The organism is Microbacterium sp. JZ101 (assembly GCF_053903175.1).
Window position 1 is genome coordinate 907,694 of the sequence record NZ_CP096400.1, and the last position, 19,688, is coordinate 927,381.

Annotated in this window: 19 protein-coding genes and 1 pseudogene; 14 read left to right on the forward strand and 6 right to left on the reverse strand. The window is 72.6% G+C overall.

What is annotated here, in order from left to right; all coding sequences use genetic code 11:
• Window positions 1-49: 49 nt before the first annotated feature.
• From M1D56_RS04130 to M1D56_RS04150, 5 genes are all read right to left on the reverse strand, one after another.
• Window positions 50-1,180: an L-talarate/galactarate dehydratase gene (locus tag M1D56_RS04130; protein ID WP_456284774.1), complete on the reverse strand. Its 1,131-nt coding sequence runs from the start codon at window positions 1,178-1,180 to the stop codon at window positions 50-52.
• Window positions 1,181-1,386: 206 nt separating this feature from the next.
• Window positions 1,387-2,709 carry an enolase C-terminal domain-like protein gene (locus tag M1D56_RS04135; RefSeq protein WP_456284775.1) on the reverse strand — a complete coding sequence of 441 codons (1,323 nt, stop codon included), beginning with the start codon at window positions 2,707-2,709 and terminating at the stop codon, window positions 1,387-1,389.
• Window positions 2,706-4,295: an aldehyde dehydrogenase (NADP(+)) gene (locus M1D56_RS04140; protein WP_456284776.1), complete on the reverse strand. Its 1,590-nt coding sequence runs from the start codon at window positions 4,293-4,295 to the stop codon at window positions 2,706-2,708. The genes M1D56_RS04135 and M1D56_RS04140 overlap by 4 nt, the downstream gene beginning before the upstream one ends.
• A 14-nt stretch (window positions 4,296-4,309) precedes the next feature.
• Window positions 4,310-5,245, reverse strand: coding sequence for a 5-dehydro-4-deoxyglucarate dehydratase (gene kdgD, locus M1D56_RS04145; protein WP_456284777.1), 936 nt, complete (start codon window positions 5,243-5,245; stop codon window positions 4,310-4,312).
• Window positions 5,246-5,362: 117 nt separating this feature from the next.
• Entirely contained in the window at window positions 5,363-6,247 is an 885-nt protein-coding gene (locus M1D56_RS04150; RefSeq protein WP_456284778.1) for a LysR substrate-binding domain-containing protein, read from the reverse strand.
• A gap of 140 nt (window positions 6,248-6,387) precedes the next feature.
• Between M1D56_RS04150 and M1D56_RS04155 the strand changes: the two genes are divergently transcribed.
• From M1D56_RS04155 to M1D56_RS04220, 14 genes and pseudogenes are all read left to right on the forward strand, one after another.
• Window positions 6,388-7,374 carry a tripartite tricarboxylate transporter substrate binding protein gene (locus M1D56_RS04155; protein WP_456284779.1) on the forward strand — a complete coding sequence of 329 codons (987 nt, stop codon included), beginning with the start codon at window positions 6,388-6,390 and terminating at the stop codon, window positions 7,372-7,374.
• Window positions 7,375-7,442: 68 nt separating this feature from the next.
• On the forward strand, window positions 7,443-7,955 hold the full coding sequence (locus M1D56_RS04160) for a tripartite tricarboxylate transporter TctB family protein (RefSeq protein WP_456284780.1): 513 nt from the start codon (window positions 7,443-7,445) through the stop codon (window positions 7,953-7,955).
• A 14-nt stretch (window positions 7,956-7,969) separates the two neighbouring features.
• Window positions 7,970-9,481, forward strand: a complete 1,512-nt coding sequence (locus tag M1D56_RS04165) for a tripartite tricarboxylate transporter permease (RefSeq protein ID WP_456284781.1) — start codon at window positions 7,970-7,972, stop codon at window positions 9,479-9,481.
• Window positions 9,478-9,834 (forward strand): universal stress protein, encoded by a 357-nt coding sequence (locus M1D56_RS04170; protein ID WP_456284782.1) that lies wholly within the window; start codon window positions 9,478-9,480, stop codon window positions 9,832-9,834. Before M1D56_RS04165 ends, M1D56_RS04170 begins: the two co-directional genes overlap by 4 nt.
• A 59-nt stretch (window positions 9,835-9,893) precedes the next feature.
• A complete protein-coding gene (gene glmS, locus M1D56_RS04175) occupies window positions 9,894-11,747 on the forward strand; it encodes a glutamine--fructose-6-phosphate transaminase (isomerizing) (RefSeq protein ID WP_456284783.1) in 1,854 nt (617 codons plus the stop codon).
• Between the two features lie 43 nt (window positions 11,748-11,790).
• Window positions 11,791-12,144 (forward strand): annotated as a pseudogene (locus M1D56_RS04180) (holo-ACP synthase); the annotation flags it as partial.
• Window positions 12,145-12,275: 131 nt separating this feature from the next.
• Complete coding sequence (alr, locus tag M1D56_RS04185) at window positions 12,276-13,397, forward strand: alanine racemase (protein ID WP_456284784.1); 1,122 nt, start codon at window positions 12,276-12,278, stop codon at window positions 13,395-13,397.
• On the forward strand, window positions 13,394-13,900 hold the full coding sequence (gene tsaE / locus M1D56_RS04190; protein WP_324012178.1) for a tRNA (adenosine(37)-N6)-threonylcarbamoyltransferase complex ATPase subunit type 1 TsaE: 507 nt from the start codon (window positions 13,394-13,396) through the stop codon (window positions 13,898-13,900). The genes alr and tsaE overlap by 4 nt, the downstream gene beginning before the upstream one ends.
• On the forward strand, window positions 13,897-15,393 hold the full coding sequence (locus M1D56_RS04195; RefSeq protein ID WP_271172342.1) for an APC family permease: 1,497 nt from the start codon (window positions 13,897-13,899) through the stop codon (window positions 15,391-15,393). The genes tsaE and M1D56_RS04195 overlap by 4 nt, the downstream gene beginning before the upstream one ends.
• Complete coding sequence (locus M1D56_RS04200; RefSeq protein WP_456284785.1) at window positions 15,390-15,857, forward strand: N-acetyltransferase family protein; 468 nt, start codon at window positions 15,390-15,392, stop codon at window positions 15,855-15,857. Before M1D56_RS04195 ends, M1D56_RS04200 begins: the two co-directional genes overlap by 4 nt.
• A gap of 51 nt (window positions 15,858-15,908) precedes the next feature.
• A complete protein-coding gene (gene tsaB / locus M1D56_RS04205; RefSeq protein WP_324012173.1) occupies window positions 15,909-16,562 on the forward strand; it encodes a tRNA (adenosine(37)-N6)-threonylcarbamoyltransferase complex dimerization subunit type 1 TsaB in 654 nt (217 codons plus the stop codon).
• Window positions 16,559-17,056: a ribosomal protein S18-alanine N-acetyltransferase gene (rimI, locus tag M1D56_RS04210; protein WP_456284786.1), complete on the forward strand. Its 498-nt coding sequence runs from the start codon at window positions 16,559-16,561 to the stop codon at window positions 17,054-17,056. The genes tsaB and rimI overlap by 4 nt, the downstream gene beginning before the upstream one ends.
• Window positions 17,053-18,120, forward strand: coding sequence for a tRNA (adenosine(37)-N6)-threonylcarbamoyltransferase complex transferase subunit TsaD (gene tsaD / locus M1D56_RS04215; RefSeq protein ID WP_271172338.1), 1,068 nt, complete (start codon window positions 17,053-17,055; stop codon window positions 18,118-18,120). The genes rimI and tsaD overlap by 4 nt, the downstream gene beginning before the upstream one ends.
• Window positions 18,117-18,461 carry a hypothetical protein gene (locus M1D56_RS04220; protein ID WP_456284787.1) on the forward strand — a complete coding sequence of 115 codons (345 nt, stop codon included), beginning with the start codon at window positions 18,117-18,119 and terminating at the stop codon, window positions 18,459-18,461. The genes tsaD and M1D56_RS04220 overlap by 4 nt, the downstream gene beginning before the upstream one ends.
• 3 nt (window positions 18,462-18,464) lie before the next feature.
• Here M1D56_RS04220 and M1D56_RS04225 read toward each other — a convergent pair whose 3' ends face one another.
• Window positions 18,465-19,652 carry a THUMP-like domain-containing protein gene (locus M1D56_RS04225; RefSeq protein ID WP_456284788.1) on the reverse strand — a complete coding sequence of 396 codons (1,188 nt, stop codon included), beginning with the start codon at window positions 19,650-19,652 and terminating at the stop codon, window positions 18,465-18,467.
• Window positions 19,653-19,688 lie beyond the last annotated feature (36 nt).

Here is a 19,688-nt window from a genome sequence, read left to right on the forward strand (position 1 = left end):
GGGCGGCTCCCGCGGCCATCCGCGCGCATGCCGCGCCCGCGTCCATCCGTCATCGCCCGATCGCGACCGAATCGGTCGTCCAGGCGCGCGCCTGGTCGCTGAAGGTGATGCCGAGGCCGGGGCGATCGGGCACGATCATGCGGCCGTCGCGCGTCTCGAGGCGCTCCTCGAAGAGCGGGTCGAGCCAGTCGAAGTGCTCGACCCACGGCTCGCGCGGGTAGCAGGCGGCGAGGTGCAGGTGGATCTCCATGGCGAAGTGCGGTGCGAGGTCGAGCCCCGCCTGGTCGGCGAGCGTCATGAGCCGCAGGAACTGCGTGATGCCGCCGACGCGCGGGGCATCGGGCTGGATGATGTCGCACGATCGTGCCGCGATCAGCCGCTCGTGCTCCGCGACGGACGCGAGCATCTCGCCCGTCGCGATCGGCGTGTCGAGGGCGCGCGCGAGATCGGCGTGCCCTTCCGCGTCATAGGCGTCGAGGGGCTCCTCGATCCAGACGAGGTCGTACTCCTCGAGCCGGCGGCCCATCCGCAGCGCGGTCGCGCGATCCCACTGCTGGTTGGCGTCGACCATGAGCGGCACGGCGTCGCCGATGTGCTCGCGGACGGCGCGCACGCGGCGGAGGTCCTCTGCAGTGTCGGGGAGCCCGACCTTGATCTTGATGCCGCCGATCCCCTCCTCGATCGACCGCGACGCCCGCTCGCGGACCTCGTCGATGGACGCGTTGAGGAATCCGCCCGACGTGTTGTAGGTGCGGACCGAGTCGCGGTGAGCGCCGAGCAGCTTCGAGAGCGGGAGGCCGGCGCGCTTGGCCTTGAGGTCGTAGAGGGCGATGTCGATCGCAGCGAGCGCCTGCGTCGCGACGCCTGAGCGGCCGACGGACGCGCCGGCCCAGAGGAGCTTCGTGTAGAGCTTCTGGATGTCGTTCGGGTCCTCGCCGATGGCCGCCTCGGCGACCTCCTTCGCATGCGCGTACTGTGCAGGGCCGCCGGCTCGCTTGGAGTAGCTGAAGCCGTGCCCGGAGAAGCCCTGCTCGGTCTCGATCTCGGCGATGAGGAAGGCGACCTCGGTCATGGGCTTCTGGCGGCCGGTGAAGACCTTGGCGTCGGAGATCGCGGTCTGCAGCGGCAGGCGGAGCGTCGACAGGCGGATGGTGCGGATGGCGTCGGGTGTGTACGTCACGGGGTTCTCCTCATCGCGCGGATGATCTGAATCTATCGTACAGATCCATAATCTGTCCAACGAAATACCTCCCGTGTCTCGTTTCGGGTGGGAATGCCGAGGGCATTCCCACCCGAAACGAGACACGGGAGGTGGGGATGGAAGAGAGGTGGAGAGGAGGAGTAGGGACGGGGAGGGAGGCGGGGACGGGGGAGGCGGCCTCCGGATCAGCGGACGAGGCAGGGCCGCTTCGGGTCGAACACCCACTCGCGGAGGAGGTACTGCATCGCCACGGCGTCGTCACGGGCGCCGAGGCCGTGCTCGAGGTAGAGCTCGTGCGCGGCGGCGAGCCGATCGCGGTCGATCGTCACGCCGAGACCCGGCGCGTCGGGAACCCGCACCGCGCCATCCCGGATCTGCAGGGGCGCCGTCGTGAGGCCCTGGCCGTCCTGCCAGATCCAATGGGTGTCGAGCGCCGTGATCGCGCCGGGCGCGGCCGCCCCGACGTGCGTGAACATCGCGAGCGACACGTCGAAGTGGTTGTTCGAGTGCGACCCCCACGTGAGATCGAAGTCGGCGCACAGCTCGGCGACTCGCACCGACCCGGCCATCGTCCAGAAGTGCGGGTCGGCCAGCGGGATGTCGACGGCGTTCTCGCGCACGGCGTGCGCCATCTCGCGCCAGTCGGTCGCGATCATGTTCGTCGCCGTGCGCAGACCCGTGCGCCGCCGGAACTCGGCCATCACCTCGCGGCCCGAGAACGGCCCCTCCGCACCGCAGGGATCCTCCGCGTAGGCGACGACACCGCGAAGGCGCTCGCCGAGGCGCACGGCGTCGGCCAGCAGCCACCCGCCGTTCGGATCGAGCGTGATGCGGGCCTCGGGGAAGCGCCGCGCCAGCGCCGTGACGACATCCACCTCGGCGTCGCCGTCGAGCACGCCGCCCTTGAGCTTGAAGTCGGTGAATCCGTACCGCGCCTGGGCGGCCTCCGCGAGACGCACGACCGCGTCGGCGGTCATGGCCTCCTCTCGGCGCAGGCGCTCCCACTCGTCCGCCCCGTCGGGCTCGCGGAGGTAGGGCAGATCCGTGCGATCGGCGTCGCCGACGAAGAACAGGTATCCGAGCATCGGCACGCTGTCGCGCTGCTGCCCGGATCCGAGGAGCTCGGCCACGGGCACGCCGAGCTCCTGCCCGTGCAGGTCGAGGAGGGCCGACTCGAGCGCCGTCACGGCGTGGACGGTCGTCCGGAGGTCGAAGGTCTGCAGGCCGCGCCCGCCCGCGTCGCGGTCGGCGAACCGTCGGGCGACCTCGCGCAGGAGGGAGCGGAATCGCGCCACGGGCTGCCCGACGAGCAGCTCGCCGGCCTCGGCGATCGTGGCGCGGATGGCCTCGCCTCCGGGCACCTCGCCGAGCCCCTCGCGGCCGTCGGAGTCGGTGACGATCGCGATGTTGCGTGTGAAGAACGGCCCGTGCGCGCCGGACAGGTTGAGGAGCATCGAGTCGTGGCCCGCGACGGGCACGACCTCGACGCGGGAGACGACGGCGCTCATGCGGCACCTCCGGGCTGGAGCACGCCGTCGACGAGGCGCGTGAGGTTCCACGGGTTCGCGTCGCGCAGCGGCGCGGGAAGGAGCGCGTCAGGGAGCCCCTGGTACGCCACCGGTCGGAGGAAACGCTCGATCGCGAGCGTTCCGACGCTCGTCGTGCGGCCATCCGATGTCGCGGGGAACGGGCCGCCGTGCACCATCGCATGCCCGACCTCGACGCCGGTCGGCCAGCCGTTCGCGAGGATCCGCCCGGCCTTCCGCTCGAGCACGGGAAGGAGCGCCGCCGCGAGCGCGTGGTCCCGCTCGGCGAGCTGGATGGTGGCGGTCAGCTGGCCCTCGAGCCGGCCCGCGGCCGCGCTGAGGTCATCGGCCGCGTCGTATCGGACGACCAGGGATGCGGCGCCGAAGATCTCGGCCTGCAGGGCGTCGTCGGCGATGAACGACGCGGCGTCGACACCGTGGATGACGGGTGCCGGCGCGTTCTCGCCCGCACCTTCCGCGCCGCGGGCGAGCACCTCGACGCCCAGTTGCTCGCGCGCGTCGACTCCCTCGCGCCAGGCCCGTGCCATCCCTGCCGTGAGCATGACCTGCCCCGCGGCCTCGTCGACGAGGCGCGACGTCGCCGCGACGAACCGGTCGCCGGCCTCTCCGCGCGGCACGAACACGATGCCGGGCTGCGTGCAGAGCTGTCCGCTCGAGCCCGTCACGCTCGCGACGTACCCCGTCGCGAGCGCCTCGATGTCGCCATCCAGCGCCCCGGGCAGGATGAAGACCGGGTTCACCGAGCTCATCTCGGCGTACACGGGGATCGGCACGGCGCGGCTCTGCGCCGTCCGGACGATCGCGAGGCCGCCCGCGCGCGAGCCGGTGAAGCCGACGGCCTGGATGGCCGGGTCGGCGACGAGCGCCTGCCCCACCGCGGCGCCGGGCCCGTACACGAGCGAGAAGACGCCGGGGTGCAGGCCTGCCGCGGTGATGGCGTCGACGATCGCCGACGCGACGAGCTCGCTCGTGCCGGGGTGCGCGTTGTGCGCCTTGAAGACGACGGGGCAGCCGGCGGCGAGGGCGGAGGCGGTGTCTCCGCCTGCGGTGGAGAAGGCGAGCGGGAAGTTCGACGCGCCGAACACCGTCACGGGCCCGAGGGCGACCTTGCGCTGGCGGATGTCCGGGCGCGGGAGCGGCGAGCGGTCGGGGAGGGCGGGATCGACGCGGACGCCGCGGAAGTCGCCCTGCCGCACGACGCGCGCGAACAGCCGCAGCTGGTTCGTCGTGCGCGTCCGCTCTCCGGCGAGGCGGCCCGACGTGAGCCCGGTCTCGAGGGCGGCGCGCTCGATGAGGGCGTCGCCGAGCGCATCGATGCGGTCGGCGACGTCGTCGAGGAAAGCGGCGTGCGCCGACGGGTCGAGCGACGAGAACGACGGGAATGCGGCCTCGGCTGCGGCCGTCGCCTCTCCGACCTGGTCGACGTCGAGCAGGGTGTAGGCAGGCTCGAGGCGCTCGCCGGTGAGCGGCGAGACGCCGTGTGTCGTTCCCGCGGTTCCCGGCACGCGTGCGCCGGCGATGAGCGAGTGGCCCGTGAGGGTGGTCATGCGGTTCCTTTCGATCAGACGGCGGCGGGGGCGCGGACGCCCGCGCGCTCGATGAGCGCGGCGAGGTCGGCGAGGTCCTGCTCGGAGAGGTCCTGCAGAGGAGGGCGGACGGGCCCGGCGTCGCGGCCGACGGCGCGCAGCCCTGCCTTGACGATCGAGACGCCGTAGCCGCGGCCTCGATCGCGGATGTCGAGGTACGGCAGCACGAAGCGCGAGAGCTTCTCGGTCACGGCGGCGCGGTCCTGCGCGCGCACATCGCGGTAGAACTCGAGCGCGAACTCGGGGAGGAAGTTGAACAGCGCGGACGAGTAGGTGCTCATGCCCATCTGCAGGAGCGGAAGGGCGTAGGTCTCGGCGGTCGGCAGGCCCCCGAGGTAGAAGAGACGCTCGCCGTTGCGCGCGTAGACCTTGGCGAGGTGCTCGATGTCGCCGATCGCGTCCTTGAACCCGATGAAGTTCTCGTGGCGGTCCGCGAGGCGCTCGACCGTCTCCGCGGAGTACACCGCGTTCGCCCTGTTGTAGACGATGATGCCGATCCGCGTCGCGGAGGCGATCGCGTCGACGTGCGCCTCGAGTCCGCGCTGATCGCACTCGGTGAGGTAGGGCGGCAGCACGAGGAGCCCCTCCGCGCCCGCCTCCTCGGCTGCGCGGGCGTTCTCGACCGCCTGCCAGGTGGCCCCGCCGGACGAGGCGAGCACAGGCACCTCAGGGCGGGAGGATTCGACCGCCGCGCGCACCACGGCAGCGGATTCCGCCGGGCTCAGGCTGAAGCCCTCGCCGGTGCCGCCCGCGGCGAACAGCCCCGCGACGTCGTAGCTCGCCTGCCACTCGACGTGCTCGCGGTAGGCGCGCTCATCGAAGGCGAGCTCGCGGGTGAACGCGGTGACGGGGAAGGAGAGAAGTCCATCCTTCAGGTGAGCCGCCAGTTCGGCGGGGGTGAGACGTGCCACGAGTGCTCCTGGAGCCAGTGCCGGCGACCCGGCGACGAACGGGATACCCGTCACGCTAGGCGGGGCCCGCCATACCTGTCCAAGCCAAAGAGTGGATAGTTCGATGCTCTCGAGGTATCAGGCGGGCAGGTCGTCCAGGAGGCGGACGACGCGCGCGAGTGCGGGATTCCGGCTCGCACTGCTCCAGAGCGCGTGCAGCTGCACGATGTCGTGCGCGTCCGGGCCGAGGTCGACGTAGGACACCCCGTCGATGCCGAGCAGGCGTGCCGACTCCGGGACGAACGCGATGCCGCGTCCGGCGGCCACGAGCGCGACCATCGTCGCGATCTGGCTCACGACGTGCACCACGCGGGCGTGGTCGACCGGCAGCATCCGCACCGCGAGGTCGTAGAAGTAGCGCGCCTTCGTGGGGGAGTGCATGATGAGCGGCTCCGTCTGCAGCCGTTCGCGGCTCGGGATGTCCGCGGCCGAGGCGAGCGGATGGCCGGCGGGCACAGCCAGGACGAGATCCTCGGCGAGCAGCAGGCGCGAGTCGAACCGCTCGGGGTCGAACGGCGGCCTCGCGAGACCGAGGTCGAGGGAGCCATCCGCGAGGGCGTCGCGCTGCTCGTTCGTGACGAGCTCCTCGAGCTCGAGCCGGACGTTCGGGAGCGCCTCCGAGATCGCGGTCAGGAGCGGGCCGAGCACGCTGTAGCCGGAGGCGGCGGTGAAGCCGATCCGCACGACCCCGCTGCGGCCGGCTGCGACCTCGCGGGCCGTGGACGGCGCGCGCTGCACGGCCGCGAGGATCTCCCGGCTCTCGCGGAGGAAGGCCTGGCCGGCCTCCGTGAGCGCGACGCTGCGGTTGTCCCGGTCGAGCAGCGTCACGCCGAGGTGCGCCTCGAGCCGCTGGATCTGACGGCTCAGCGGCGGCTGGGTCATGCGGAGGCGCTCGGCGGCCCGTCCGAAGTGGAGCTCCTCGGCGACGGCGATGAAGCAGCGGAGCTGGTCGAGCGTGAACATGATGCCCTGAGGGTATCGCGCTATTCGGAATCTGGCTTGGACGTGCATCCATCCGCCTTCCTAACCTGAGTACCCGTCCCACATCGGTGTGGACGCCGCGAACGAAAGCGGGCGAGGACGCCCGACCCGAAAGGACCGACATGACCGCCACCCGATTCGCAGGACTCGGCCTCCTGGCCGCCGGCGCGCTCGCCCTGACCGCGTGCGGCGGCAACATCGCCTCGGGCGGTGACGCCGAGGAGTTCCCCACCGGCCCGATCACCCTCACCGTCGGTCAGGCGGCGGGCGGATCGACCGACCTCATCGCCCGCGCTGTCGCCGAGGGCATGGCGGAGGAGCTGGGCGTCGCCGTGCCCGTCGTGAACAAGCCGGGCGCCAACGGCGCGCTGGCCACCGAGGAGGTCGCCGCCTCCGAGGCCGACGGGTACAACCTCGTGCTGCTCAACGCGTCGCTCATCACGATCACCCCGCTCGCCGTCAGCGAGGAGGAGGCGGTGAGCCTCGACGACCTCACCGTCCTCAAGGGCCTCTCGCAGGACGACTACGTGCTCGTCGCGAGCACCGCGTCGGGCTTCGACAGCCTCGACGACCTCTCCGGGGCCGAGGACCTCTCGTACGGCACGACGGGCGTCGGCACCGGATCGCAGCTCGCGCAGGCGATCCTCTTCGCGGAGGCCGGCATCGACGGCACGGCCGTGCCGTTCGACTCGGGGTCGCCCGCGCTCACCGCGGTCATGGGCGACCAGGTCCAGGTCGCCACGATCCAGCTCGGCGAGGCCAAGCCGCAGATCGACGCGGGCACGGTCACCCCGCTTCTGACGTTCTCCCAGGAGCGCAACGAGTACCTGCCCGACGTCCCGACCGCGGCGGAGGAGGGCTACGACATCCCCGTTGCCCAGTACCGCGCGGTCGCCGGGCCGAAGGACCTCCCCGAGAACGTGCAGGAGGCGCTCGTGAGCGCGATCGACGCGGCGCTCGAGACCGACGCGTACCGGCAGCTCAACGAGACCAATCTCCTCACGCCGCACGAGATCTCGGGCGACGAGGTCGTCAGCGAGTGGACCGAGCTCGCCGACACCTACCGCGCGCTCGTCGAGGACAACGGCATCTCGCTCACCGAGGGCTGAGAGCGCGCGCGGCCGGGAGCACCCCCGGCCGCGCGCCCGCCCGCACGACTCCAGGAAGAGGACGCCGCATGGCCGGACTGTTCGCGCAACCCGCGCCGCCGCCGGGCGACACCACGCCCGTTCCGATCGACGACTCGCCGCCCGCGGCCGGGCCGATCGCCAACCTCGCCGGCTCCCTCGTCGCGGCCGCGGTCGGAGCGCTCGGCGCCGTGCTCGCGACCTCCCTCGGAATCGGGACGCTCGCGAAGCCCGGGCCAGGGCTCTGGCCGCTCGCCGTGAGCGCGGTCGTCGTCATCCTCGCGCTCGCGCAGCTCGTCGCGGGCCGTCACGGCGGCGACGGAGAGAAGTTCATGCGGGCGTCGTGGATGGCCGCCGCGGGCTTCGCGAGTCTCGTCGCGTACGTGGCGCTGCTGCCGGTGATCGGCTTCGAGACCCCGACCCTCCTGCTGGCCTTCCTCTGGCTGCGCGTCCTCGGCCACGAGCGCTGGATCCTCTCCATCGTCGGATCCGTGCTGATCGTCGTCGGGTTCTACCTCGTCTTCGTCGTCGCCCTCAAGACGTCGATCCCCCACCTGCTCTGACCCGCGGAGACACCATGGACTTCCAGCCCGTGCTCGACGGCTTCGCGACCGTCTTCGAGCCCCTCAACCTCCTCTACTGCCTCATCGGCGTGGTCGTCGGCATGCTCGTGGGCGTGCTCCCGGGCCTCGGGCCCGCCGCGACCATCGCCATCCTCCTGCCGCTGACCTACGGCATCGAGCCGGTCACGGCGATCATCATGCTCGCGGGCATCTTCTACGGCGCGCAGTACGGCGGCACGATCACCTCGGTCCTCCTGCGGCTGCCGGGCGAGGCGAGCTCGGTCGTGACGGTCTTCGACGGCTACGCGCTCGCGAAGCGCGGCAAGGCGGGCACGGCGCTCGGCATCGCCGCGATCGGCTCGTTCATCGGGGGCACCGTCGCGATCATCGGCCTCACGGTGTTCGCGCCGATCGTGGCGGGGTGGGCGCTGAGCTTCGGGCCCGCCGAGTACGCGGCGCTCGCTCTGCTCGGCATCCTCCTCGTCGCCACGATCTCGAGCGGCTCGAAGCTCAAGGCGATCATCGCAGCGGGCATCGGCCTGCTCCTCGCCACGGTGGGGCGCGACCCCTTCACGGGGGCCGAGCGATTCACCTTCGAGAGCCTGCAGCTCGCCGACGGCCTCGACTTCGTGCCGATCGCGATGGGCCTGTTCGGGCTCGGCGAGATCCTCTACAGCCTCGAGGAGCGGCATCGCGCGGAGACGCTCGCCCCTGCGCACGTCGCGAACGTCTGGCCCAGCCGCACCGAGCTGCGGCAGTCGTCGGGCGCGTTCGCGCGCGGCTCCGTTCTGGGCTTCCTCCTCGGTCTCCTGCCCGGGGGCGGAGCGACCATCGCGTCGATGGCGGGGTACGCCGTCGAGAAGAAGCGCGCGAAGGACCCTTCGCGGTTCGGCCACGGCGCGGTCGAGGGCATCGCCGGCCCGGAGACTGCGAACAACGCGGCGGCGACGAGCTCCTTCATCCCTCTCCTCACCCTCGGCATCCCGGCCAACGCGACGATGGCGCTCATGTTCGGCGCGCTCCTCATCCAGGGCGTGACGCCCGGCCCGCAGCTCGTCGACCAGCACCCCGACCTCTTCTGGGGCGTCGTGAACTCGATGTACATCGGCAACGTGCTGCTGCTCATCATGTCGCTGCCGCTCGTGGGACTGTTCGTGCGCATCCTCCGCGTGCGCGCGGCCATCCTCGCCCCCATCACGGCGCTCATCACCCTGATCGGCGCCTACACGATCAACAACTCCGTCTTCGACGTGGCGCTCGTCGTCGGCTTCGGCGCCCTCGGGTACCTCATGAAGAAGTTCGGCTTCGAGCCGGGCCCGCTCGTGCTCGCGTTCGTGCTCGGCTCGCTGCTCGAGTCGAGCATCCGGCGGGCGCTCCTCCTGTTCGACGGCGACCCGACCGGCTTCCTCACCCGGCCGATCTCGGGCGTGCTCATCGCCGTCGCCGTCGTCGTCATCGTGCTGCCGGTCATCCAGTCGGCGATGCGCGCCCGGCGGGGGTCCGCGATCGGGATCGGCCGCCGATGAGCGCGGTGCTCGCCCTGCTCGTGCCGGGCGCGGAAGGCCGCTCGGCGCTCGCCGCAGCCGCGGCCGAGGCGGACCGGCGCGGCTCCCGACTCGTCGTGGCGGGCGAGGAGGCGCTGCTGCGCACCCTCGCCGATGAGCGCGGCTCGTCGGAGAGCCTGCGCGATGCCCGCACGGTCGAGGTGGAGGCGCCGGCGGACGGCGACGCGCTCGCCTCGATCGTGTCGGACGAGGGGGTCGACCTCGTCGTCGTGGGCATGCGCCGACGCGAGGGAGCCGGCCGTCTGCTCGTCGCGACGCCCGCCATGCGCGCCGTGCTCGCGGTCGACGCTCCCGTGCTCGTCGTGCGCCCGTAGCCGCGCCCGGGGCGGCGGCCTGCCGGGGTTCCCAGGATGGCGTCCCTAGGATTGAGCGCATGTGCGGAATCGTCGGATACGTCGGTCCTCGGGAAAGCCAGGACATCCTTCTCGCGGGTCTTGCTCGGCTCGAGTACCGGGGGTACGACTCCGCGGGCATCGCCGTGATCGACCGCGAGGGGTCGCTGGGGATGCGGAAGAAGGCGGGCAAGCTGGCGCGTCTGCGGGAGGCGCTGGATGAGGCTCCGCTGGGTGCCGGCACGACGGGGATCGGGCACACGCGGTGGGCCACGCACGGGGGTCCGACGGATCTGAACGCGCATCCGCATCTGGCGGATGATGACCGGCTGGCGGTGATCCACAACGGCATCATCGAGAACTTCTCTGCGCTGAAGGCGGAGCTGGAGGCGGAGGGGTTCTCGTTCCGCAGCCAGACGGACACCGAGGTCGCGGCGGTGCTGCTGGGCCGGGAGTACCGGGCTGCGGGCGGGGATCTGGCTGCGGCGTTCCGGGCGGTGGTGTCGCGGCTGGAGGGCGCGTTCACGCTGCTGGCGATGCATGAGGATCACCCGGGCTTGGTCGTGGGCGCGCGGCGGAACTCGCCGCTGGTGATCGGTCTGGGCGAGGGGGAGAACTTCCTCGGGTCGGATGTGGCGGCGTTCGTGGAGCACACGCGTCGTGCGCTGGCGATCGGGCAGGATCAGATCGTGTCGATCACGCCGGAGGGCGTGTCGGTGACGGACTTCGACGGGGCGGTCGTGGAGGTCGAGCCGTTCGAGGTGTCGTGGGATGCGGCGGCTGCGGACAAGGGCGGCTGGTCGAGCTTCATGGCCAAGGAGGTCTCGGAGGAGCCCGAGGCGGTCGCGAACACGGTGCTGGGTCGGGTGCAGGACGGGCAGATCGTGATCCCCGAGCTGGATGGCCTGGACGGGCTGTTCCAGGGCGTGAGCCGGGTGATCGTGCTGGCGTGCGGGACGGCGTACTACGCGGGTCTGGTCGGGAAGTACGCGATCGAGCAGTGGGCGCGGATCCCGGTGGATGTGGAGCTCGCCCACGAGTTCCGGTACCGCGACCCGATCGTGGGGCCGGAGACGCTCGTGGTGTCGATCAGCCAGTCCGGCGAGACGATGGACACGCTGATGGCGGTGAAGGAGGCCGCGCGCCTGGGCGCGAAGACCCTGTCGATCTGCAACACGCAGGGCGCGACGATCCCGCGGGAGTCGGACGCGATCGTGTACACGCACGCGGGGCCGGAGGTCGCGGTGGCGTCGACGAAGGCGTTCGTGGCGCAGATCACGGCGCTGTACCTGCTCGCGCTGCACGTGGGGCGGGTGCGGGGCGCGCTGTCGGCGGAGGTCGCGGGTGCGGCGATCGCGGAGCTGGAGACGCTGCCGGAGAAGATCCGGTGGATCCTGGAGAACGAGCAGGAGCGCATCGAGCAGCTCTCGCGGTGGATGTCCGACACGCGGTCAGTCCTGTTCCTGGGCCGTCACGTGGGGTACCCGATCGCGCTGGAGGGTGCGCTCAAGCTCAAGGAGCTGTCGTACATCCACGCGGAGGGGTTCGCCGCGGGCGAGCTCAAGCACGGCCCGATCGCGCTGATCGAGCCGGGTCAGCCGGTGTTCGTGATGGTGCCGTCGCCGCGTCAGGGCGCGACGCTGCACGCGAAGGTCATCTCGAACATCGAGGAGATCCGCGCCCGCGGCGCCCGCGTGATCGCGGTCGCGGAGGAGGGCGACGCGGCCGTGCTGCCCTTCGCCGACGAGGTGCTCCGGGTGCCGCTCGCGGCGCCGCTGTTCGAGCCCATCCTCGCCGTCGTGCCGCTGCACATCTTCGCGATGGGCCTCGCGACCGCGAAGGGCCTCGACGTCGACCAGCCCCGCAACCTCGCGAAGTCGGTCACAGTCGAGTAGGCGCGTCGGAGCGCGCAGCACGGGCACGGCGGAAGGGAGAAGGATGATCGTCGGCATCGGCGTCGACCTCGTCGACATCCCGCGGTTCGAGAGCACGATCATGCGCACGCCGCGCCTGCGCGACCGCCTGTTCACGGAGCACGAGCGCGGCCTGCCGCTGCGCTCGCTCGCCGCGCGCTACGCCGCGAAGGAAGCGCTCATCAAGGCCCTCGGCGGCTCGGACGGCGTGACGTGGACCGAGATCGAGGTCGCCCGGCTCGGCGAGCGCGAGGCGCCGCGCTTCGAGCTCACCGGCGCCACCGCGCAGACCGTCGCCGCACTCGGGATCACGGCGCTGCACCTCTCGCTGTCGCACGATGCGGGGCTCGCGATCGCCTACGTCACGGCCGAAGGGGAGGCGGGCCCTGCCGCGGTCGACGTCGTGAGCGCGGGCGTCGAATCGCCCCTCGACGAGGCGGACGGCGACGAGGCGGATGGCTCGGATGTCGCGGGTGGCGCGGGTACGTCGACCGCAGGCGAGACGACCCCGTGAGCGGCGAGGGGCGCGCGCTGCGCGAGGCCGTCATCGATCGCGCGGCGATCGTGCACAACGTGCGGCATCTGCGCGAGGTGACGGGGACGCGCGAGTTCATCGCGGTCGTGAAGGCCGACGGCTACGGCCATGGCGCCGAGACCGCGGCGCGCGCGGCGCTCGAGGGAGGGGCGACGCGGCTCGGGGTCGCCGAGATCCCCGAGGCGCTCGCGCTGCGCGCCGCGGGCATCGACGCGCCCGTGCTCGCGTGGCTGCACGACCCGGTCGAGGACTTCGCCACCGCGGTGGCCGCGCGGGTCGAGCTCGGCGTCTCGCGCATCCCGCAGCTCGCGGCGATCGCCGCCGCAGCGATCGGCGACGAGGTGCCGCGCGTGCACCTCAAGCTCGAGACCGGCCTCGGGCGCAACGGGCTCGCCCCCGCCGACTGGCCCGCCGCGTTCGCGGAGGCGGCGCGCCTCGCGCAGGCCGGCCGCATCGTCGTCGAGGGGGTCTTCAGCCACCTCTCCGGCACGAGCGAGGCCGACGATCTCGCGCAGGTGCGCGTCTTCGAGGGCGCGCTCGCGCAGGCCGAGGCGGCGGGACTCTCGCCGCGCATCCGCCACATCGCGGCGACCGCCGCCGCCATCCGCCTGCCCGCCGCCCGCTTCGACGCCGTCCGCGTCGGCGTCGGCATCTACGGGCTCTCGCCGTTCGACGACGCGACGTCGGCCGACCTCGGGCTGCGGCCCGCGATGACCCTGCGCGGCCGGGTGGCGGCCGTGCGCCGCGTGCCAGCCGGCCAGGGCGTCTCATACGGGTACGTCCATCGCACGACGGGGGAGACGACGCTCGCCCTCGTGCCGCTCGGCTACGCCGACGGCATCCCGCGCCAGGCCTCGAACCGCGCGCCGGTCGTGATCGGCGGGCGCCGGATGCCCGTGGTCGGGCGGATCGCGATGGACCAGTTCGTCGTCGATGCGGGCGACCATCCGGTCGCCGTCGACGACGAGGCGATCCTCTTCGGCGACCCCGCTGCGGGGGCTCCCGCGGTCGAGGAGTGGGCGGACGCGGCGGGCACGATCAACTACGAGATCGTCACGCGCATCGGACCGCGCGTGGCACGGAGGGTGAAGGGATGATCCCCGACGAGCTGCTCGGCACGCACGACGTGCCCACAGCGACCGACATGGAGAACCTCGGCCGCCGCATCGGCGCGCACCTCGAGGCGGGCGACCTCGTCGTCCTGACCGGGCCGCTCGGCGCCGGCAAGACGACGCTCACGCGCGGCCTCGCCGATGCGCTCGGCGTGCGCGGGCCCATCCAGAGCCCGACCTTCGTCATCGCGCGCACGCACCCCTCCCTCGTCGGCGGGGCGCCGCTCGTCCACGCAGATGCGTACCGCCTCTCGTCGGCGCTCGAGCTCGACGACCTCGACATCGACGTCGACGGATCGGTCGTCGTCATGGAGTGGGGGCGCGACAAGATCGAGGGCCTGCGCGAGGTGTGGTGGGACGTCGAGATCACCCGCCCCGTGGGCGGACGCGGCTCCGACACGATGTGCGGCGATCTCTCGCGCGCCTCCGCGGAGCTCGACGCCGACGCGCCGCGCATCGTCGTGATCGAGAAGCGCACCGCCGCATGACCCGCGCGTCTCTCGGCGGCCAGCTCCTGCGCCGCCGCACGATCGGCATGCTCGTCGCCGAGGCCGGGCAGTCGAGCGAGGGCTCTGCGACGCTGGGACGCCACCTCTCGATGATCCAGCTCGCCATGATCTCCGTCGGCGCGACGCTCGGCACGGGCATCCTCGCCCTGCTGGCCGAGCAGATCCCGCATGCCGGTCCCGGCATCTGGATGAGCGTGCTGCTCGCGGCCGTCCCCGCTCTGCTCTCCGCCCTGTCGTACGCCGAGATGGCGGGCGCCGTGCCGGTGTCGGGCTCGAGCTACTCGTACGCGTACGTCACGCTCGGCGAGGGCGTCGCCTGGGTCGTGGGCTGGTGCCTCGTCCTCGAGTACGGCGTCTCGGTCGCCGCGGTCGCATCGGGCGCGGGGCAGTACGTCGACGAGACCCTCGCGATCTTCGGGCTCTCGCTGCCGGCCGCGATCGCCTCGGATCCGTCGGCCGAGGGCGGCGTGTTCAACCTCAGCGCGTTCCTGCTCGTCATCCTCGCGATGGTGCTGCTCCTGCGCGGCGTGCGCGAGGCCGCCTGGATCAACACCGTGCTCGTCGCGCTCAAGGTCGGCGTCCTCCTCTTCTTCTCCGCGGTCGCGTTCACCGCATTCCGCGTTGATCACTTCGACGGCATGTTCGACGCGTTCTTCCCGGGCGTGACAGGCGCCGCGGCCGTGCTGTTCTTCTCGTACATCGGGTTCGACGCGGCCTCGACTGCGGGCGAGGAGGCGCGAGACCCCGCGCGCGACCTGCCGCGCGCCATCCTGCTCGGGATGGGCCTCGTGACGGCCATCTACGTCGTCGTCGCGATCGCGGCGGTCGGCGCGCGCGAGGCGCCGTGGTTCCGCGACCACGGACTCGTGACGGTGCTCGCCGAGGTGACCGGCCAGCCCTGGTTCGGCGTCGTGTTCTCGATCGGCGCGCTCATCGCGTTCGCGAGCATCGTGCTGACCGTGCTGTACGGGCAGACGCGCATCCTCCTCACGATGTCGCGCGACGGGCTCGTGCCGCGCGTCTTCGGGCGCATCTCGCCGACGACCCGCACCCCCGTGGCCGGCACCCTCATCACGGGCGCCGTGATCGCCGTCGCTGCGGGCATCGTGCCCCTCGGCGAGCTCGCGAACGCGACGAGCATCGGGACGTTCGCGGCCTTCACGGTCGTCAACGTCGCCGTCATCGTCCTGCGATACCGCCGCCCCGACCTGCCGCGCACGTACCGCGTGCCGCTCTTCCCCGTCGTGCCCGTCCTCGGCGCCGTGACGTGCCTCGCGCTCATGACGCAGCTCTCGGGCGGCACCTGGATCGCGTTCGGCTGCTGGATGGCCGTCGGCATCGCGATCTACCTCGCCTACGGCCGGAGGCACTCGCGGATCGGGGCGCTCGACGAGCGCGCCTACCGTGCGGCGATCGCGGGCGAGGCGAGCGGCTTCCGCGCCGCGCCCCGCGCTGGCAGACTTCCGGGATGACGCTCACCCTCCGCGATATGGACCCCTCCCGGCTGCCCGCCTGGATCGACCGCAGCCGCGGCGCGTATGCCGATGAGCTCATGGCGGCAGGGGAGGCGCCCGACGTCGCACGCGAGAACGCGCAGAAGAGCGTCGAGCGCGCCTTCCCCGACGGGCAGCTCGTCGCCGGCCACCGCGTGTTCGACGTCGTCGAGGGCGACGAGGTCGTCGGGTGGCTGTGGATCGGGCCCGATCCGAGCCCGGATGACACCGCCTGGTGGGTGTGGGACATCCAGATCCACGAGGCGCACCGCGGTCGCGGGCTGGGCCGGGCCGCCATGCAGCTCGGGGAGGAGCACGCCCGCTCGCAGGGAGCGCGGTCGATCGGGCTCAACGTGTTCGGCTCGAACACCGCCGCCCGGCGTCTGTACACGTCGCTCGGGTTCGAGATCAGCGCCATCCGGATGCACAAGACCCTCGACTGAGGGCGCGCGTTCCCGGCATTCCGTGACCGGCGGGAAACTACGCTGGAGAGCATGATCCTGGCCGTCGACACCTCCATCGGCTCGGGCGCGGCCGTCGTCGCGCCCGACGGCGAGATCCTCTCGGAGGCCGAGAGCGAGAACGCCCTCGGTCACGCCGAGGTGATCGGCACGCTCCTCGAGCGCGCGCTCGCCGACGCGGGCGTCGGGCCGGACCGCATCACGCATGTCGCCGCGGGAATGGGGCCGGGGCCCTTCACGGGCCTCCGCATCGGCATCGCCGCCGCGCGCGCGTTCGCCCTCGGCCGCGATGTTCCCGTGCTCGGCATCGCGAGCCACGACGCGGTCGCCGCGGAGCTGACGATCGCCTTCCCGACCGGCGGATTCGCCGTCGCGACCGACGCGCGCCGCAGGGAGAACGCCATCTCGATCTACGGCGACCTCGACGGATGGGGTCTGCCGCGCCGCATCGCCGGACCCGAGCTGCGCCCGCGCGACGCAGACCTCTCCGCGGACCCGCTGCTCGCGCCGCTGCGCGACCTCGACGGCGACCGGTTCGTTCTCGCCACGCGCATCCCGATCGGCGCGCTGGGCCGGCTCGCGGCCATCCGCCTCCGCGCGGGCGAGACGCGCGGCGTGACCGAGCCGCTGTACCTGCGCTCGCCCGACGTCACGGCGCCCGCGCCGCGGAAGCGGGTGGGCTCGTGAGCATCCGCGCGGCGACCGTCGCCGACCTCGACGCGATCATGGCGCTCGAGCGCAGCGCCTTCCCGACCGACGCCTGGAGCGAGGGCATGATGCGCGAGGAGCTCGCGTCGGAGCACGCGCACTACCTCGTGCTCGAGCAGGCCGGGCAGGTCGCGGGCTACGCCGGTCTGCGATCGCTCCCGGGCGCGAAGGACGCGGACGTCCAGACGATCGCCATCGCCGAGAGCGCGCGCGGCCGCGGGCAGGGCAGGGCGCTGCTGCGTCTCCTCCTCGAGGAGGCCGATCGCCGCCGCGTGCGCGAGGTGTTCCTCGAGGTCCGCGCCGACAACCCGGTCGCCCAGGCGCTCTACGCCAGCGAGGGGTTCGCCGAGCTCGGCCGGCGCCCGCGCTACTACCAGCCCGACGACGTCGACGCGATCGTCATGAAGCTCGACGTCCCCGCGTGGCGCGCCGCGCGCATCCCCGACCCGACCGATGCAGGAGCCTGCTCATGAACCGCGCCGAACCCCTCGTGCTCGGCATCGAGACGAGCTGCGACGAGACCGGCATCGGGATCGTCCGCGGCCGCACCCTCCTGTCCAACACGATCGCGAGCAGCATGGACGAGCACGCGCGCTTCGGCGGCGTCGTGCCCGAGGTGGCCGCCCGCGCGCACCTCGAGGCGCTGCAGCCGGCGATCGAGCAGGCCGTCGCCGAGGCGGGCATCCGGCTCGCGGACCTCGATGCCGTCGCGGTCACGAGCGGGCCGGGCCTCGCGGGTGCGCTCATGGTGGGGGTCGGCGCCGCCAAGGCACTCGCGGTGTCGCTCGGCAAGCCGCTCTACGCCGTGAACCACCTCGTCGGGCACATCGCGGCCGACATCCTCGCCGACGACAGCGAGCCGCTCGAGTACCCGACCGTCGCCCTGCTCGTCTCGGGCGGGCACACCTCGCTGCTGCTCGTCCGCGACCTCACGAGCGATGTCGAGCTGCTCGGCGAGACGGTCGACGACGCGGCGGGGGAGGCCTTCGACAAGGTCGCGCGCATCCTCGGACTGCCGTACCCCGGCGGGCCGGAGATCGACCGCGCTGCCGTCGGCGGCGATCCCGATGCCATCCGCTTCCCCCGGGGCCTCTCGCGCGCGAGCGACCGCGAGAAGCACCGCTGGGACTTCTCGTTCTCGGGCCTCAAGACCGCCGTCGCGCGGTGGACCGAGCAGCGCGAGGCCGAGGGCGAGGACATCCCGATGGCGGATGTCGCGGCGAGCTTCCGCGAGGCCGTCGTCGACGTGCTCGTGACGAAGGCACTGGATGCCTGCGCGGAGCACGACGTGCCGCGACTGCTTCTCGGCGGGGGCGTGATCGCGAACCGCCGTCTCCGCGAGGTCGCTCTCGCGCGCGCCGAGGCCGCGGGCGTGACCGTCCGGATCCCGCCGCTGCGGCTCTGCACCGACAACGGCGCGATGATCGCCGCGCTCGCCTCCGAGCTCATCCAGTCGGGCCACGAGCCCTCGACGCTCGCGTTCGGAGCGGACTCGACCCTGCCCGTCACCGACATCCAGGTCGCGCGCAGACCATGACCGAGCCGGAGGACGCGGCGAAGCTCGACGACGACGAGCTGCTGAACGCGGTGCCCTCCCGCTCCGACCGGCCGCGCCGCCGGGTCTCGCTCTCGAGCCCGTCGCTCGTGCTCGGGATGTTCGCGCTCACGATGTCGTGGTTCACGCCGTGGGTCGCGCCGCTCGCGCTCATCGCCGTCGTGCTCGCGGTCATCGCGCTCGTCCGCCGACATGCCGACCGGGCCCTCGCTTGGTGGGGATTCGGGTTCGGCGTCGTGGCGATCGCCTACTCCGGCGTCTGGGCGCTCTGGATCCTCGGCCAGCTCGGCGAGGCGCCCGTCATCGAGCTGCCGGCCGCGTAGCCGCTACACGCGGTCGGCGAGGATGGCGGCGCGCCGGCCGCCGATGCGCGTCACGAACAGCGTGGCCGATCCGTCGCCACGCAGATTGAGCTTCTTCCGGAGGAGCGCCGGATCGACGTCGACGCCGCGCTTCTTGATCTCGAGGGTGCCGATCCCGCGGGCGCGGAGCGCCTTCGCGAGCGCCTTGACGTCGGCGGGGAGCGTCTCGCGGACGCGGAACGACGAGACGAACGGCGTCGTCAGCGCGGCGTCGCCCGTGAGATAGGCGATGCCGGGAGCGATCGGGCCGGCCTCGAGCGACCGGGCGACCTCGCCGACGAGGCGCGCGCGGATGACGGCGCCCTCGGGCTCGTGCAGGAACGCCCCGAGCTCGTGCACCGGCTCGTCCTCGGTGTCGGCGGGAGCGGTGAGCTCGTGCGACGCGTCGCCGCGGATGACGAGCGCGGCCCGCCGCACGCCGTCGCGCGCGAGCGCCCCCGACCAGAGCACGAGCTCGACGGTCGACCCGTCGACGCTCACCCACTGCGCCTCGACCTCGTCCGGGATCGCCTCGCGATCGTGAGCCGGCCCGAGCTTCATGCCCACGGGCATCCGCTCGCCGAGCGCGTGCGCCCAGTCGAGCGCGGGGGAGTAGTCGGATGGCGCGACCCGGCGGGTCTCGGAATGACCGCTCGTGCGACGCGCGGGGTCGAGCCAGACCGCGTCCCAGCCGGAGAGGTCGACCTCCTCTGCGCGCTCGGAGCGCACCTCCACGGCATCCCCGAACGGCCGCAGGTTGTAGGCCGCGAGGGCCGCCGTCACAGGGTCCGCGTCGACTGCGAGCACCTCCATCCCGACGCCGGCGAACGCGAGCGCGTCGCCGCCGATGCCGCAGCCGAGGTCGGCCACGCGCTCGATTCCCGCCGCGCGCATGCGCCCTGCATGGTGCGCGGCCACGGCCATCCGCGTCGCCTGCTCGACCCCCGCGCGGGTGAAGAGCATGCGCGCCGCGAAGGGGCCGAACTTCGTCTCGGCCCGCGACCGCAGACGCACCTGGCCGACGACCGCCGAGACGAGGTCGGGGGAGTGGCCCGCGGCCCGGAGGCGCGATACCGTGCGGGCGACATCCGCCGTCGTCTCCACGGGGTCCAGCGCGTCGAGCAGGGCCAGGCCCTCGGCGGTCAGCAGCGCGTCGAGTTCTCCCTGCTCCATGCGTCCATTCTCGCGTGTCATCCTGTGTCCTCGAAT

Excerpts from the sequence above, each read along its gene's own strand:
- M1D56_RS04135 (WP_456284775.1), bottom strand. The coding sequence starts at position 2,709 with ATGAGCGCCGTCGTCTCCCGCGTCGAGGTCGTGCCCGTCGCGGGCCAC.
- M1D56_RS04140 (WP_456284776.1), bottom strand. The coding sequence starts at position 4,295 with ATGACCACCCTCACGGGCCACTCGCTCATCGCCGGCGCACGCGTGCCG.
- M1D56_RS04150 (WP_456284778.1), bottom strand. The coding sequence starts at position 6,247 with ATGTTCACGCTCGACCAGCTCCGCTGCTTCATCGCCGTCGCCGAGGAG.
- M1D56_RS04155 (WP_456284779.1), top strand. The coding sequence starts at position 6,388 with ATGACCGCCACCCGATTCGCAGGACTCGGCCTCCTGGCCGCCGGCGCG.
- M1D56_RS04160 (WP_456284780.1), top strand. The coding sequence starts at position 7,443 with ATGGCCGGACTGTTCGCGCAACCCGCGCCGCCGCCGGGCGACACCACG.
- M1D56_RS04165 (WP_456284781.1), top strand. The coding sequence starts at position 7,970 with ATGGACTTCCAGCCCGTGCTCGACGGCTTCGCGACCGTCTTCGAGCCC.
- M1D56_RS04170 (WP_456284782.1), top strand. The coding sequence starts at position 9,478 with ATGAGCGCGGTGCTCGCCCTGCTCGTGCCGGGCGCGGAAGGCCGCTCG.
- glmS (WP_456284783.1), top strand. The coding sequence starts at position 9,894 with ATGTGCGGAATCGTCGGATACGTCGGTCCTCGGGAAAGCCAGGACATC.
- tsaE (WP_324012178.1), top strand. The coding sequence starts at position 13,394 with ATGATCCCCGACGAGCTGCTCGGCACGCACGACGTGCCCACAGCGACC.
- M1D56_RS04195 (WP_271172342.1), top strand. The coding sequence starts at position 13,897 with ATGACCCGCGCGTCTCTCGGCGGCCAGCTCCTGCGCCGCCGCACGATC.
- M1D56_RS04200 (WP_456284785.1), top strand. The coding sequence starts at position 15,390 with ATGACGCTCACCCTCCGCGATATGGACCCCTCCCGGCTGCCCGCCTGG.
- tsaB (WP_324012173.1), top strand. The coding sequence starts at position 15,909 with ATGATCCTGGCCGTCGACACCTCCATCGGCTCGGGCGCGGCCGTCGTC.
- tsaD (WP_271172338.1), top strand. The coding sequence starts at position 17,053 with ATGAACCGCGCCGAACCCCTCGTGCTCGGCATCGAGACGAGCTGCGAC.
- M1D56_RS04220 (WP_456284787.1), top strand. The coding sequence starts at position 18,117 with ATGACCGAGCCGGAGGACGCGGCGAAGCTCGACGACGACGAGCTGCTG.
- M1D56_RS04225 (WP_456284788.1), bottom strand. The coding sequence starts at position 19,652 with ATGGAGCAGGGAGAACTCGACGCGCTGCTGACCGCCGAGGGCCTGGCC.